Origin of the sequence: Dyella japonica A8 (assembly GCF_000725385.1) — a bacterium.
In the GTDB taxonomy this organism is placed as follows: Bacteria; Pseudomonadota; Gammaproteobacteria; order Xanthomonadales; family Rhodanobacteraceae; genus Dyella; species Dyella japonica_C.
Window position 1 is genome coordinate 3,410,391 of record NZ_CP008884.1, and the last position, 14,590, is coordinate 3,424,980.

The following is a 14,590-nucleotide window of genomic DNA, read 5'->3' on the forward strand; positions in this document are numbered from 1 at the left end:
TTTTGCGCGATCTTCGATCGCGTTGCGCACACCTGCGTCGCGCATGCGGCCTTCAGGCGTCCGCCGCAACGCCACCACTCAGTTGACCAGCGGCGGCTCGCCCACGGCCGGGCGACGCACACTCAATGCCGTGCCCGCTGCCGCCACGATGATCGCCACGATGGCCGTCCATTGCAGAAGGCTGAGGTGTTCGCTCAGCAGCACCACGCCCGCCACGGCAGCCACCGCGGGCTCCAGGCTCAGCAACGTGCTGAACGTGCGCGCCGGCAATCGCGTCAACGCCACCATTTCCAGCGAATAAGGCAATGCCGAGCTGAGCAACGCCACGCCCAACGCATAAGGCAACAACGAGGGCGAGAACAATGCGCTCCCTGCGTGCACCACGCCGAATGGAATGGCCAGCAACGCGCCGATCGAGGTACCCCAGGTCACGGCGTCCCCGCCGTGCGCTTCGCCGGCCTGCTTGCCGAACACGATATAGAGCGCCCAGCCAAGACCCGCCGCCAGCGCATACATCACGCCCACCGGATCGAGCGTCTGCACCTCCCCGCGCAAGGGCAGCAGCAAGGCCAGCCCCATGACCACCAGGGCGATCCATGCAAAGTCGATCAGGCGACGCGAACTGAACACCGCCAACGCCAGCGGACCGGTGAATTCCAGAGCCACGGCGATGCCCAGCGGAATCGTGCGCAACGACATGTAGAACACCAGGTTCATCGCCCCCATGGCCAGCCCGTAGGCCCACAGCGCGCGCCATTGGGTACCGTTTGCCAACCTGCGCCACGGCCGGCGCCACAACAGCAGGATCAACGCACTAAGCCCGAGGCGATAGGCGGTCGCGCCCTGCGCGCCCACGGCCGGGAACAGGTGCTTGGCCAGCGAAGCGCCGCATTGATACGAAACCATGCTGATCAGCAACGCGCCGATCGCGAGCGCGATCGGGCCAAGGGTGGAGCGTGGGGACATGGGGAGGGCCGCCGTGGAGCAATACGCGCATGATGCCTGCAGATAATTGCGAAGCCCACCATTTCCATGGACCTGACGTCGCGATTCCTGACAGATATCGTCAGCAGCGATGCACCCGCCGGCCCGCCTCACCGCTCGAAAAAGCTTGCGCATTCGCTGACTGCAAGGAAAACGACAGCGGCATGCCCCTTGATGTCACGCGTGGAGATCACACTTCCGGCACTGCATTCCGGTGAAAACAACCGCCACAGTGATCGTTACTCGCCGTCCCACGGAGATTTGTTTGTCATGACACCGCAGGAACAACAGCTAATCGATGATTTTCTCCAGCGCCTGGTTGCCGCCGGCAGCGTGGCCAAGGACCCGCAGGCCGACGCCCTGATCCGCCAGCGCCTGGCCGCTCAGCCCGACGCGCTCTATCTGCTGGTGCAACGCAGCCTGCTGCAGCAGCAGGCGCTGGACAGCGCCAAGGCGCAGATTGCCCAGCTCCAGTCCCAGCTCGCCTCGCAGCAGGGTGGCGGCAGCTTCCTCGGTGGCCAGCCGCCCTCGCCGGCCTGGGGCGCCACGCCTCCGCCGATGCCGCAGCAGCCGATGCCGCAGCAAGCACCGCCCAGCTGGCGCGACCGCCTGTTCGGCAGCGCCCCTGCCCAGCCGGCACCGACCGCAGCCGCCGCGCCCGGCTTCCTCTCGCAGGCCGCCACCACGGCCGCCGGCGTGGCGGGCGGCATGTTCCTGTTCGATGGCATCGAAAACCTGCTGGGCGGCCACCATGGTGGTGGCGGCTTCTTCGGTGGCGGCGGACAGCCGACGGTGGTGGAGAACATCACCGAGAACAACACCTACTACGACGACAACAACGATCGCCTCACCGATCACCGCGATCGCGACGACTTCGCCTCGAACGACTTCACGTCGACGAATGATTTCGACGACGACAACGGCGGCGGATTCGACGACAACAACTGGGCGTAACGCAGCGCCCCACCCCGCGGAACGCCTCCCTTCGTGGAGGCGTTCCTATACTGGGGCCACGACCGCCAGCGCGCGCAGCTCGGGGTGCCTGGAGCGACCCAGATCGTCGCGCAGCGCCTCAGCGAAATACGCGGGCGCCGCGGCAAGGACGCGACGCAGCAATGCGCAGGCCTCGTCGATGCGCCCCTGCTCGGTCAACACCGACGCCCAACTGCACTGCCCGCGGTAATCACCCTTCTCCGCCGAGCAGCGATACAGCTCGCTGGCGCGCTCCGCATCCGGCTCGGTTTCCCAGCCATGCTCGTAGTACTGCCCAAGGAAATGCATGGCGCGGCCGTGTCCCTGTTCCGCGGCACGCGAGAACCACAGGAACGCCGCGGCCCGGTCCGCTTTGACTCCGCGGCCGTTGGCCAGCACGTGCGCGAAGTTGTACATGCCCCAGTCCGAACCATGTGTCGCCGCCTCGCGGTACCACACGGCCGCCAGTTCATGGTCGATCGCGCCACCCCAGCCGTTTTCGAGACAACGTCCCAGCATGTTCATGGCCATGGCGTCGCCCTGGTGCGCCGCATGCTGGAACCAGTAGCGCGCTTCGGCGCCATTGCGCTCGCAGCCGATGCCCTCCAGGTGCATCTGCCCCAGCGCGAGCTGCGAGGCGCTGTCGCCCGCCAAGGCCTGCACGCGCAACATCCCGAGCGCGCGGGCGGGATCGCTCCTCAGCAGCTGCGGGAAACCATCATTGGGATTGGCGACGCTATGCACTGCCATCATGTCTCGGACCACGCACGCAACAAGTTGTGATAAATGCCGGTCAGGCGCAGCACATCCGCCTGCGGCGCATGCGCCTGCCCGAGGTTCTGGATGGACACATCCAGCTCCAGCAGCAGGCGACGCTGGGCCTCGTCACGGACAAGGCTCTGGATCCAGAAAACCGCCACCACGCGCTCGCCGCGTGTCACGGGTTCCACGCGGTGCGGGCTGCTGGCCGGATAAAGAATCATGTCGCCGGCGGCGAGCCTGACCGTATGCGACCCATAGGTGTCCTCGATGACCATCTCGCCACCGTCGTATTCCTGAGGATCATGCAGGAACAAGGTGGCAGACAGATCCGTACGGACCGGTATGCCCAGGCCATCCGGGCGGTCACGGCGAATCGCGCCCTCCACGCGGGAGCCGGACGCCGGCCCCACGCCATGGCTGCCGAACTGCGGCGGAGAGATGTGGCGCGGCAAGGCACCCGCGAAAAAGGTGGTATTCCGGGTCAGCGCCGCCATGACCAGCGCACCCAGCTCCTTCGCCTCCGGCCCGTCTGCGGGCAACTGCCGGTGACCTCCCGGCAGCGTCGCCTGGCCTGCGCCCCAGTCGGCGGGCGCGAGACCACGCCGGCATCGGGCGAGCTCGTCGGCATTCAGGACGTCGGGGATATGAAGCAGCATCGTATTTCCCTGTAACTACCGGTCGACCGAACCCCTTGCGAAGGCCAGGCCGGGACCAGCGAACGTATCAGAAACTGATATTGGCCGTGAGCATACCCACGCGCCCCGGTGCCACCGACGCGTAGTGCGCCGCATAGGCCTTGTCGAAGTAGTAGCGATTGGTGAGGTTTTGCACATTGAGCTGTAGCGACAAGCGGGCATTCACCGCGTACGACACCATGGCGTCGAAACGCGCGTACGAGGGCACCCATTTGGTGTTGGCCGTATTGCCGAAGACCTTGTCCTGGTAGTACGCGCCACCGCCCACCGTCCACTGCGACGTGATCGCATACGTGGTCCACAGGGTAGCGCTGTTCCTGGGCGTATTCGGGAACGCATTGCCCCGGCTCGTGGCATCACCCGGGCCGGTCTTCACCAGTTCGCTGTCGAGATAGGTGTAGCCGCCGTAGATGCTCCAGCGTTCGGTGACCTGGCCGCTGAAACCAAGCTCGATGCCATCCACGAGCTGCTCGCCCGCATTGATCTGCGGACTGCCGCGACCACCGGTCGCCACGCGGGCATTGGTCTTCTCGCTGCGGAACACGGCGGCGGTGAGTGAGAGTCGCTGATCCAGCACATCCCACTTGGTGCCCAGCTCGATGTTGCGGCTGCTCTCGGGCTTGAGGTCGGCATTGGTCACGGCCAGGCCGTCCGCGCCATCGCCAGCGTCCACGCCCGGCGGGTTGGACGACGTGCCCCACGACAGATAGATGCTGCCGTTGGCTGCCGGCTTGTAGACCACGCCCAGCTGATAGTTCCAGAAGTCCGAATCGTTGCTCAGATGGGTCACCGCACCCGTGGTGGACGTGGTTGCGGTGGAGCGCGTGCTGTAGCTGTCGAAGCGCACGCCGCCATTGACTGACCACTGCGGATCGAAGGTCACCGTGTCGAAGGCCCAGGCCGAGCGCGTATCGGTGACGATGCGCGTGGGGTTCTGGCCGCCGATGATCGCCCCGTTGAACGGATCATGCGGAGTCGGCGCCTGGGCGCTGGTGCACCAGTAGTTGGACGGCGCGCCTATGCCGTACTTGCTGCTGCAGGCGCCGTTGACGATGGAGCCGGTGTTGTGGGTGTCGCTGGCGTTCTTCGCGGGATCCACCAGATAACTGGTGCGGCGGGTCTTTTCGCTGCTCAACTCGATGCCGGCCGCCAGGCTGTGCTTGAGCGAACCCGTCTCGAACTCGCCGGTGAGGTCAGTCTGGTTGGTAAGGCTCGTCGTGCTGCTGTCGCGATTGTTGTTGCGGCGCCAGATGCCACCGTTCACCAGGAAGTTGCCCTGGCTATCATCCGGCTGGGTCCAGATGTAATCGTTGGTGGAGCGCGCGTAAACCGTCGCGTTGCGCAGCAGCCAGCCATCGCCGGCATCATGCTTCAGCAGGATGCTGCCGACGTCATTGCTTTGCTTCTGGAAGTCGCGATCAAGCCAGCCGTAGTACGTGCCGCGTGGCACCGAATACGGTCGGCCGTCGCCATTGAGGCGCGCGTAAGGGCTCGTGGCGGCGAACGGATTGTTGTACGGGATGCCGCTATCCGGCGTGTCGTCGCTCTGCAGGTGGTAATAGCTCAGTGTGACGCTGGTCGGCGCGCGCAGCCCGAACGTCACCGAAGGCGCAATGCCCCAACGCGACATGTCAGGCCCGTTGCGGCCTGGCACGTCGTTGCTGTGACCCATCACGTTCAGTCGGACCGCCGTGTCGGCGCCCACCTGCTGGTTCCAGTCCGCCGTGCCGCGGTAGTAGTTGTCGGTGCCCACGCCAGCCGTGGCACGCACGAAGTTCTCGGCCCTGGGCATCTTGGTCACCAGGTTGACGCTACCGCCGACGCCACCGCGCCCGGTGTAGGCGGAGCTGGGGCCCTTCATCACTTCAACCTGCTCGATATCGAAGATTTCGCGCGATTGCGAGCCGGAACTGCGTACGCCATCGATAAACACCGAGCTCTCCGAGTCGAAGCCGCGGATGATCGGCCGGTCGCCGTTGGGGTTGCCGCCCTCGCCCGCGCCGAAGGTAATGCCGGGCACCTGGCGCAAGACGTCGAGCAGCGACGTGGCGGCCGTCTGCTGGATGATCTGCTGCGGCACCACGGTGACCGAGCGCGGCGTGTCGAGCAGCGGCGCGGTGAACTTGGGCGAGGTGGTATTGACCACGGTGGAGCGCACCCTTACCCCGTCCAGGTTCTGGGCATCCTGCGGGTCCGCCTTGGCGTCGGCAGGCGCCTCGCCGGCCGCCATCGCCGACGTCGACACCAGGGCCAGCCCAAGGGCACTGGCCATCAGGCGCACCGGCGGGTGGACCGAGGAGGAAACAAAAGTCTGGGAGGTCATGCTCGATCCTTCGTGCAGGCGAACACCGGCCGCCCCATATCTGGGCAGTCGTTCACCGTCGGGTTGAGGGGAAGTAGGGGCGCGGAGTCAGGGCTTACGCGCTCCGCATGAACTTACGGTAACAATATTGAGAATGATTCGCAATACCAACCAACGTCCCCCGGCATACCACGCCGACGGTGTTCCGCACGATCAGCTCCATCAAGTTCACCCGACTTGCCGCATCGGCGAACAACGATCTCTGCATTCGCCATTGGCGTACTGGCGCACATTCGCGCATACGCCATCCGGCACGCATCCTCTGGCCTAGCGGAAATCCAGTGCGACCCTGTTAGCCTTGCGCCGCCTGCAGCGGTTTCGCAGATTCGCGCGCGTCTGTGCACGCTTGCATTCATCAGCGGGCATGTAACTTCGCTCGGCATCGATCGATCCATCCGATACCCTGCGGGTCACGCCTCGCCATCAAACAGCGGAAGAACGGCATGCAGAATCTGGAAGACACCAAGCTCGCCATCATTGGACTCGGCTACGTCGGACTGCCGCTGGCAGTGGAGTTCGGCAAGCACTACGACACCATCGGCTTCGACATCAACCAGCGCCGCATCAGCGAACTGACAGACGGTATCGACCACACGCTGGAAGTCACCGGCGAAGAGCTGGCGCAAGCCCACCGCCTGCACTTCAGCTCGCAGTGGTCGGACCTCGCCGACTGCAATGTCTATATCGTCACCGTGCCCACGCCGATCGACTCGGCCAAGCGCCCCGACCTCACGCCGCTGATCCGCGCCAGCGAAACCCTGGCCAAGGTGCTCAAGCGGGGCGACATCGTGGTCTACGAATCGACGGTGTATCCGGGCTGCACGGAAGAAGTGTGCGTGCCGCTGCTGGAAAAGGGTTCGGGGCTCGTGTTCAACCGCGATTTCTTCGCCGGCTACAGCCCCGAGCGCATCAACCCCGGCGACAAGCAGCACCGCGTGACCAGCATCCTCAAGGTCACCTCGGGCTCCACGCCGGAGACAGCCGATTTCGTGGACCGCCTCTACGGCTCCATCATCACCGCCGGCACGCACAAGGCCAGCTCCCTGAAGGTGGCCGAGGCCGCCAAAGTCATCGAGAACACGCAGCGCGACCTGAACATCGCCCTGGTGAACGACCTGTCCATCCTGTTCAACAAGTTGGGCATCGACACGCTGGAAGTGCTGCAGGCAGCGGGCACCAAGTGGAACTTCCTGCCGTTCCGCCCGGGCCTGGTCGGCGGCCACTGCATCAGCGTCGATCCGTACTACCTCACGCACAAGGCGCAGGAAGTCGGCCACCATCCGGATGTGATCCTGGCGGGCCGCCGCACCAACGACAGCATGGGCCCCTATGTGGCCAGCGAAGTGATCCGCCTGATGGTGCGCAAGGGCATCAATCCGGTGCGCGCCCGTGTGCTGGTGCTGGGCCTGGCCTTCAAGGAGAACTGCCCCGACCTGCGCAATACGCGCGTGGTCGACATCGTGCGTGCGCTGCGCGAGTACAACGCGGATGTCGACGTGCACGACCCCTGGGTCAATACCGCCGAAGCCGAGCACGAATACGCGCTCTCGCCCATCGGCGCCCCCGACCAGGGCAACTACGATGCCGTGATCATCGCCGTGGGCCACCGACAGTTCGCGGACCTGGGTGCCGAAGGCATCCGCGCCTTCGGCAAGCCGTCCTCCGTGGTCTACGACGTCAAATACATCCTGCCGCGCGAAGCGGTCGACGGTCGACTCTGAGAGCCTGAGGATTAGCGTCATGAAAGTGCTGGTCACCGGTACGGCAGGCTTCATCGGCTCCCACGTCGCACAGCGCCTGCTCGAGCGCGGCGATGAAGTGGTGGGCCTGGACAACCTCAACGACTACTACGACGTCACCCTGAAGAAGGCGCGCCTGGCGCGCTTCGCGGACAAGCCCGGCTACACCCACATCCACGCGGACCTCGCCGATCGGGCTGCTATGGAGCAGGCCTTCGCCGAACACAAGCCGCAACGCGTGGTCCATCTTGCCGCGCAGGCCGGCGTGCGTTACGCCGCGCAGAATCCGCACGTCTACACCAGCAGCAACGTCACGGGTTTCCTGCACGTGCTGGAAGGCTGCCGCCATCACGGTGTGGAGCATCTGGTCTTCGCCTCCACCAGCTCGGTGTATGGCGCGAACACGGACATGCCCTTCTCCGAACACAAGTCCGCCGAACATCCGCTCACCTTGTACGCGGCCACCAAGAAGGCGAACGAGCAGATGGCGCACAGCTATGCGCATCTGTACGGCATCCCGAGCACGGGCCTGCGCTTCTTCACCGTGTACGGCCCCTGGGGACGTCCGGACATGGCGCTGTTCCTGTTTACGCGCGCCATCCTCGCCGGCGAACCGATCCGCGTGTTCAACCACGGCAAGCACAAGCGCAGCTTCACCTACGTGGACGACATCGTCGAAGGCGTGATCCGCACGCTCGACAAGGTGCCGCCTATCGACGAAGGCTGGGACAGCAACCAGCCCGATCCGGCCAGCAGCGGTGTTGCGCCCTATCGCCTGTTCAACATCGGCAATGAGCGTCCGGTGGAGCTGCTGAAGTACATCGAAGTGCTCGAAGCATGCCTTGGCCGCAAGGCCATCATGGAGATGCTGCCGCTGCAGCCCGGCGACGTGCCCGACACTGAAGCCGATGTAACGGACCTGATACAGGCCGTTGGCTATAGGCCGCAGGTGTCGGTAGAAACCGGTGTCGACAACTTTGTACGCTGGTACAGGGAGTACTACCGCGTGTGATCGACTGACGCCACCACCAGTCCGGAGCGACTGCACGTTGCGCCTCGGACAGATCCACGATCGACATGGCAGTGAACGACGTGGATCGTTAGGGGGTTGGTGTGATCATCGACTACTTGGGTGGCGCGCATCCGGAGGATGTGGAAACCGATCTATGCATCGTCGGCGCCGGTGCGGCGGGCATCGCCATCGCACACAGCTTCATTGGCACCTCCGTGCAAGTTTGCCTGCTCGAAAGCGGCGGACTGGGTGGCGAGCAGCGCAACCAGGCCTTGTACGAAGGAAGCTCCGCCGGCCACATCGACTTTGATCCGGGCACCTCGCGCATGCGCGTGTTCGGTGGCAGCTGCAACCTGTGGGGCGGTGGCTGCATTCCCCTGGGCGGCGACGATCTCAAGCCCCGCGACTGGGTGCCGCACAGCGGCTGGCCGATCGGCTACACGGAGCTCGAACCGTATTACGCACGGGCACGCGCCTTCTGCCAGCTGGGCGACATCGCCTTCGCCGAAGGCACGTTCACCGCGCCGACCGCGCGCCCAGTGCTGCCCTTCGATGACGACAAGCTCATCAACTCGCTCTTCGCGCGCTGCCGCATCCTGTTCGGCAATGCCTATCGAGACGCACTAGAACACGCCCCCAACGTCAAGGTTCTGCTGCACGCCAACCTGCTTGAACTGATTCCCTCGCCGGACGGCGGGCACGTGCAGGACGCTATCATCGGGTCGCTGGCCGGCCACCGCGGACGGGTGCGCGCGCGCCACTACGTGCTGGCGTCGGGCGGCATCGAGAACGCACGCCTGCTGTTGCTCTCCAACTCCGTCGTGCCCGAAGGCCTCGGCAACCGGCACGACGTGGTGGGTCGTTACTTCATGGACCATCCGAGCGGCACCCTGGGCACCCTGACCGCCGACGAGCCGCATCGCGTCACCCGTCCGTATGAACGCCTGCATGGCAGGCATGCACCGATGTCGTTTCCCGAAATCGCGCTGTCGCCGGAATACCAGCGCACGCAGCGCGTGCTGAACGGTCGGGTGCACCCGTTTGGTGTAGAAGGTCCGCTGCCCCGCGGCATCCGCGCGCTGCGCGAACTGCGCACCGCTTTGCGCAAGACGGTGCAGGACGAAAACACCCTGCTTGAGGCGCGCCTCTCCGAGGCGCTCAGGAATGCCCCGGCAGGCGAAGTCATCACCGCGCCGTCCAGCCTTGGAATCACGGCCCTGAAGCTGGGCCTGGGCATCGGCGACATCGCCAGGGCGTTCGTGCACAAACTCGGCAATCGCCCCGCGGTACGCAACAGCCACGTTGAACTGGTCGGCTATTTCGAACAGGCCCCCAACCCCGACAGTCGCGTCACCCTGGGCACGGAAACCGACGCCCTTGGCCAACGCAAGGTCTGCGTGGACTGGCGCCTCACGTCGCTCGACCATCACACCCACCGTGCGTCCGCCACGCTGTTCGGCCGTGAACTGGCGCGCTCCTGCAACGGGCATTTCACCCTGGCGCCATGGCTCGCCGAATCGGCAGCCACGAGCCCGGAAATCCACGGCACGGCACACCATATCGGCACGACCCGCATGTCCGACGACCCTGCCACCGGCGTCGTCGACCGGAACGGCAAGGTGCATGGCGTGGACAATCTGCACATGGCCGGCAGCTCGGTCTTTCCCACGGGAGGCTGGGCGTTTCCCACCTTCACCATCGTCGCCCTCAGCCTGCGCCTTGCCGACGCGCTTCGCGTCCAGCTGCTGGCCGGACTCCTTTAGGACGAGGCGACGGAATGCACGCAGTCATGCTCAGGCAGTCCCGCTTTTCCCGCTTCACGCATCGCGCCGCAGCGTCGCTGCGCGCCTGCGGGTTCACTCCACCCCATGCCAACCACGCGCGCGTCGTCGTCTTCGACAGCGCGCCCTGGTGGCCACTGCGGGACGACGCCGCGAATCTGCTGTCGCCGTACGAGTCGGCCCGAGCGGCACGCTTCCGCCATGCGCTCGACCATGACACCTACACCGTGGCGCACGCCTTCTGGCGCGTCGCGCTCGGCATGGTGCTGAATACCGACCCGGCCAGCGTCGACCTTGCCCGCTCGCCGGACGGACAACCCCTGCTGCCCGGCACCGGCTTGACCACCAGCCTCAGCCACAGCGGCACGATGGTGGCGTTGGCCATCGCCCGTGGCGCGGCGATCGGCGTGGACATCGAGGGGTTCCCGTCGCGCACCCGGCTGCAGGACATCGCCGGGATCCTGTGCACGCCGGCCGAGGCGCAAACCATGTCGACGCTGGAAGGTGAAGCACGCGACCGCGCGCTGCTCGAACTGTGGACTCGCAAAGAAGCCCTGCTCAAGGCCTTTGGCACCGGTCTGCGCATTGCGCCGGCAACCATCGACGCGGATATCGACCGGGTCATCCAGTCACCCGACGGCATCCCGCGGGGGCAAGCCTGCCGCCTTTATCCGCTGAGCATGCCCATCGGCTGGCTGGGTGCGCTCGCACTGGGTGAATGCACGAGCAATCACTCGCTGCATCACGTCTGATACAACGCAAGAGTCGCGGACACATCCGTGCCCGCCGATCGATCATCAACGTGTAACACCCCTGAGACAGCCGAACAGGCTGTGCCTTCGGTCCACCGTAAGTTGCATCGACACACGCGAAGCTGCGGCGATAGCCTCTCCATCGGCCACGGGAAGTGAGCCGCCTGAGGGGATGTAAGGGGGATCGGATGCTTCGCTTTCTTCGTCGGCAATCCATGCGTTGGCTCTTTCTGCTCGGCTTCTGCGAGCTGGTGCTTCTTGCCCTTTCGCTGGCGCTTGCCACTTATATCCGCTACGCCTACAACCCCGAAGAACTCGCGGAATTCACCACGCACCTGCCTGAGCGCTCGCTGGCGTTCGCCGTCATCATCGTGATCGGCATGATCGCGCTGGGCCAGTACCAGGCGCACATCCGCATGACGCGCTTCGGCCTGGTCGCGCGCCAGTTCGTCGCCTTCGTGCTGGGCGGCGTCCTGCTGGTGATTGGCTATTACATCGTGCCGCAGGCTTACGTCGGTCGCGGCGTGCTGGCCATCGCGCTGACGCTCGGCTTCGTGCTGGTGCTCGCCCTGCGCACGCTGTTCCTGCAGCTGGTGGAGGTAGACGCGCTGAAGCGCCGCGTGCTGATCCTCGGCGCAGGCAACCGCGCCGCGCAGATCCACAACCAGATGCGCCGACGCACGGATCGCCGTGGCTTCTTCGTGGTGGGCTACCTGCCCCGCGCCAACGAAATCGTCGCGGTTCCGGACGATCATCTGATCCGCACGCATTTTCCGCTGCATGTGCTGGTGCAGCGCGAACAGATCGATGAAGTCGTGGTGGGCGTCGACGATCGTCGCGGCCACCTGCCGATGGACGACCTGCTCGAATGCCGCCAGATGGGCATCACCATCACCGACCTGACGTCGTTCTTCGAGCGCGAATCCGGCCGCCTGCAGCTCACCATCCTCGACCCTTCTTGGCTGGTGTTTTCCGGCGGCTTCAACGCCACGCCCCTGCGCCAGCTGAGCAAGCGCTGCTTCGATCTTGGCACCGCCACCCTGCTGATGCTGCTGTGCTGGCCGCTGATGCTGCTTGAAGCGCTGGCCATCCGTGTCGAGTCGGGGCCCGGCCAACCCATCCTTTACCGGCAGGAACGGGTCGGCGCGCACGGTCGCACCTTCCTCCTGCTGAAGTTCCGCAGCATGCGTACCGACGCCGAACGCGATGGCGTGGCGCGCTGGGCATCCAAGAACGACGACCGCGTCACCCGCGTTGGGCGCATCAGCCGCAAGCTTCGCATCGACGAACTGCCGCAATTGTGGAACGTGCTGAAGGGCGACATGAGCATCGTCGGGCCGCGCCCGGAGCGTCCGCAATTCGTGGCCAACCTGGCCTCGCAGATCCGCTACTACAGCCTGCGCCATTGCCTGAAACCGGGCCTCGCGGGCTGGGCCCAGCTGAGTTATCCCTACGGTGCGACCGTCGAGGAGGCTGCCGAGAAACTCAAGTACGACCTGTTCTATGTGAAGAACCACAACCTGCTGCTGGACATGCTCATCCTGATCCAGACGGTGGAGGTAGTGTTGTTCGGCCGTGGGGCGCGCTGAGAAGCATTGACCACACTGGCCGCCGGGTGGTGGGAGCCCGCGGTGCGATCTGACCTACCGCAGATCGCCCACGGCAGCCGCCTGGCGACCCGTGTGGTCACGCGTCAACGTCACAGGCCAGCCGCCGGACCGGTATCGGTATGCAGCGGCCGCAGTGGCGAGCTGTGCCAGTCGACCACGTCATCGTGCTCGAAGCGGACCCAGGACGGCCCGTACTCCCACAGGTCACCATGCACGGCCAACGGCTCGCCCTCGATGGCGCGCACGTCGTCCGTGGACATGCCAAGGTGCAGCACGGCACCCGTGGGCGCCGGCTCGGGAAGCACGTTTCCGCCTGACATGGCGGCACTTTCATCCGTGCCCTCGGACGGGGATACGGGCGACCGATACAACGCCCAGCCGAGCGATGCGAGCGCCGTGATCGCCAGCAGCACCGCCAGCCTGGTGTGGGAACGGTGCTCCAAGGGCGCCCGCGCGGATTCGCGCGGTTTCGCGTGGCTCGACGCATCGCGCCGGGCAGCGAACGGGTCGGGCGTTTCGGGAGTCGCCCCGGTGGGCACGCGATGCCCCGGCACCGCGGCGGATGCCGTGGACAGCGGCGCGCCAGGCAGGCGCCCGTGACGGCGATGAAAATCCATGGCCGCGCTGTATTGCGCCGTGATCCGCTGCAGGCGCGCCGCGGCATGGACATCGACAGGCTTGCCCAGCTGCCGGTCCGGGTGGAGTACGGCCATCTTCCGGCGATAGGCCTGCTTCAGCTCGTCCAGCTGGCAACCCGGGTCAAGGCCAAGGCGGCGGTACAGATCGAGAAAATCGGTTTCGTGCGTCACCACCGTCCCCCAGACATGGCGTCGAACCGTTGCCTCGAAACACCGGGGGCGTGAATCGACCCGCCGGTATTCCTACATCGTTTGGCCGTCCATTCGATGTGCCACACGAGCTTGACACGATACAAACCCAACCACAATATCGCGCCACCACGGCAGGAGAACGCACCCATGCACGCCGGTTTCTCCTCGTTTCCCGCCCGCCTGCGCAGCTCACGAGCCACTTTGCTGCCACTGCTTCTCGCACTCGCGCTTCCCGCCACCGCCGCCACCATCGACGATACCCTGCCGGCCATGCCTGCCCCACCCACGCTCGGCGCGCACACCATGCTTACCCAGTCCGAGGGTGACGGGAGCTCGCCGGCGGTCACGTCCGGCATGCACACGCAGCTCGACGGCAGCTCGCTGCTGGTGCTGGTCGCCGGCCATGCGGACAACGACGCCGAACCGACCGACAGCTACCTCAACACCTGGAAGCGCGTAGGCGACCCTGTGACGTACAACGGCTACGGCGACCGCTTCAACGCGAGCGCCTATATCGCCATTGACGCCCACGGCGGCAAGCACCACACGGTGCAGGTGGTGAAGAGCGGTTCGCCCGACGGTGAAATCACGGTGCCCTTCGTCGAGATCGCGCACGCCGGTAAGCTGCAGGACGTGGCGCAGAATTACCCCACGCCGGGCGTTGCCGCCCGTGCGGCAAACAAGCTGGCGCGCGCATGGCAGGGCGTGGTCGGCAGCCCGGATACCACCAGCACGCTGCTCACCAGCGGCACGGTGACTACCACGGGCCCTGCCACCCTGGTGGCCGTGTGGCTGGGCGACGCCTATGTCTACTCGATGACCGCCGTGCCCGGTGACGGCTTCAAGGTGATCGACAGTTACCTGCACCTGCCGCCGAACAGCGGCGTGCAATGCGCCGTCGCCGTCCGGCAGGTCGACGCCGCCGGCACGTATTCGGTGAGCTGGACGGGCTCGCCCGCCCAGGGAGCGATCCTCTGGCTGTTCGCTTTCCAGGCACCCTGACGCGGCCCATCCGCTGCACCTGTTACATCCCTGTATCACTTTTCGGCGGAACCACCGCCGTGCCTTCTGACGCCATGACATCAGGTGTC

Annotated in this window: 12 protein-coding genes; 7 read left to right on the forward strand and 5 right to left on the reverse strand. The window is 65.6% G+C overall.

Going from position 1 to position 14,590, the window contains the following annotated elements; translation table 11 throughout:
- Window positions 1-78: 78 nt before the first annotated feature.
- On the reverse strand, window positions 79-966 hold the full coding sequence (locus HY57_RS14305) for an EamA family transporter (protein ID WP_019465583.1): 888 nt from the start codon (window positions 964-966) through the stop codon (window positions 79-81).
- 288 nt (window positions 967-1,254) lie between these two features.
- Between HY57_RS14305 and HY57_RS14310 the strand changes: the two genes are divergently transcribed.
- The gene (locus HY57_RS14310; RefSeq protein WP_026033978.1) at window positions 1,255-1,938 is read left to right on the forward strand and encodes a DUF2076 domain-containing protein; all 684 of its coding nucleotides are present in this window, start codon (window positions 1,255-1,257) and stop codon (window positions 1,936-1,938) included.
- 45 nt (window positions 1,939-1,983) lie between these two features.
- Here HY57_RS14310 and HY57_RS14315 read toward each other — a convergent pair whose 3' ends face one another.
- The 3 genes from HY57_RS14315 to HY57_RS14325 form a co-directional block, all read right to left on the reverse strand.
- On the reverse strand, window positions 1,984-2,709 hold the full coding sequence (locus HY57_RS14315; RefSeq protein WP_100218217.1) for a tetratricopeptide repeat protein: 726 nt from the start codon (window positions 2,707-2,709) through the stop codon (window positions 1,984-1,986).
- Window positions 2,706-3,374 carry a Fe2+-dependent dioxygenase gene (locus HY57_RS14320; RefSeq protein ID WP_019465580.1) on the reverse strand — a complete coding sequence of 223 codons (669 nt, stop codon included), beginning with the start codon at window positions 3,372-3,374 and terminating at the stop codon, window positions 2,706-2,708. The genes HY57_RS14315 and HY57_RS14320 overlap by 4 nt, the downstream gene beginning before the upstream one ends.
- 67 nt (window positions 3,375-3,441) lie before the next feature.
- Window positions 3,442-5,736, reverse strand: coding sequence for a TonB-dependent receptor (locus HY57_RS14325; RefSeq protein WP_019465579.1), 2,295 nt, complete (start codon window positions 5,734-5,736; stop codon window positions 3,442-3,444).
- A gap of 482 nt (window positions 5,737-6,218) precedes the next feature.
- Between HY57_RS14325 and tviB the strand changes: the two genes are divergently transcribed.
- The 5 genes from tviB to HY57_RS14350 all read left to right on the forward strand — a co-directional run bounded on the left by tviB (window position 6,219) and on the right by HY57_RS14350 (window position 12,648).
- Window positions 6,219-7,496: a Vi polysaccharide biosynthesis UDP-N-acetylglucosamine C-6 dehydrogenase TviB gene (tviB, locus tag HY57_RS14330; protein ID WP_019465578.1), complete on the forward strand. Its 1,278-nt coding sequence runs from the start codon at window positions 6,219-6,221 to the stop codon at window positions 7,494-7,496.
- Window positions 7,497-7,515: 19 nt separating this feature from the next.
- On the forward strand, window positions 7,516-8,526 hold the full coding sequence (locus tag HY57_RS14335) for an NAD-dependent epimerase (RefSeq protein WP_019465577.1): 1,011 nt from the start codon (window positions 7,516-7,518) through the stop codon (window positions 8,524-8,526).
- A gap of 101 nt (window positions 8,527-8,627) precedes the next feature.
- The gene (locus HY57_RS14340) at window positions 8,628-10,289 is read left to right on the forward strand and encodes a GMC oxidoreductase (protein WP_019465576.1); all 1,662 of its coding nucleotides are present in this window, start codon (window positions 8,628-8,630) and stop codon (window positions 10,287-10,289) included.
- Window positions 10,290-10,315: 26 nt separating this feature from the next.
- Window positions 10,316-11,059, forward strand: coding sequence for a 4'-phosphopantetheinyl transferase family protein (locus tag HY57_RS20945; protein ID WP_050997920.1), 744 nt, complete (start codon window positions 10,316-10,318; stop codon window positions 11,057-11,059).
- A gap of 215 nt (window positions 11,060-11,274) precedes the next feature.
- On the forward strand, window positions 11,275-12,648 hold the full coding sequence (locus HY57_RS14350; protein WP_019465574.1) for a TIGR03013 family XrtA/PEP-CTERM system glycosyltransferase: 1,374 nt from the start codon (window positions 11,275-11,277) through the stop codon (window positions 12,646-12,648).
- Between the two features lie 110 nt (window positions 12,649-12,758).
- Here the strand turns inward: HY57_RS14350 and HY57_RS14355 are convergent, their stop codons facing one another.
- Entirely contained in the window at window positions 12,759-13,478 is a 720-nt protein-coding gene (locus tag HY57_RS14355; protein WP_039732362.1) for a J domain-containing protein, read from the reverse strand.
- A gap of 168 nt (window positions 13,479-13,646) precedes the next feature.
- Between HY57_RS14355 and HY57_RS14360 the strand changes: the two genes are divergently transcribed.
- Window positions 13,647-14,501: a hypothetical protein gene (locus HY57_RS14360; RefSeq protein WP_019465572.1), complete on the forward strand. Its 855-nt coding sequence runs from the start codon at window positions 13,647-13,649 to the stop codon at window positions 14,499-14,501.
- The last annotated feature ends 89 nt before the right edge of the window (window positions 14,502-14,590 follow it).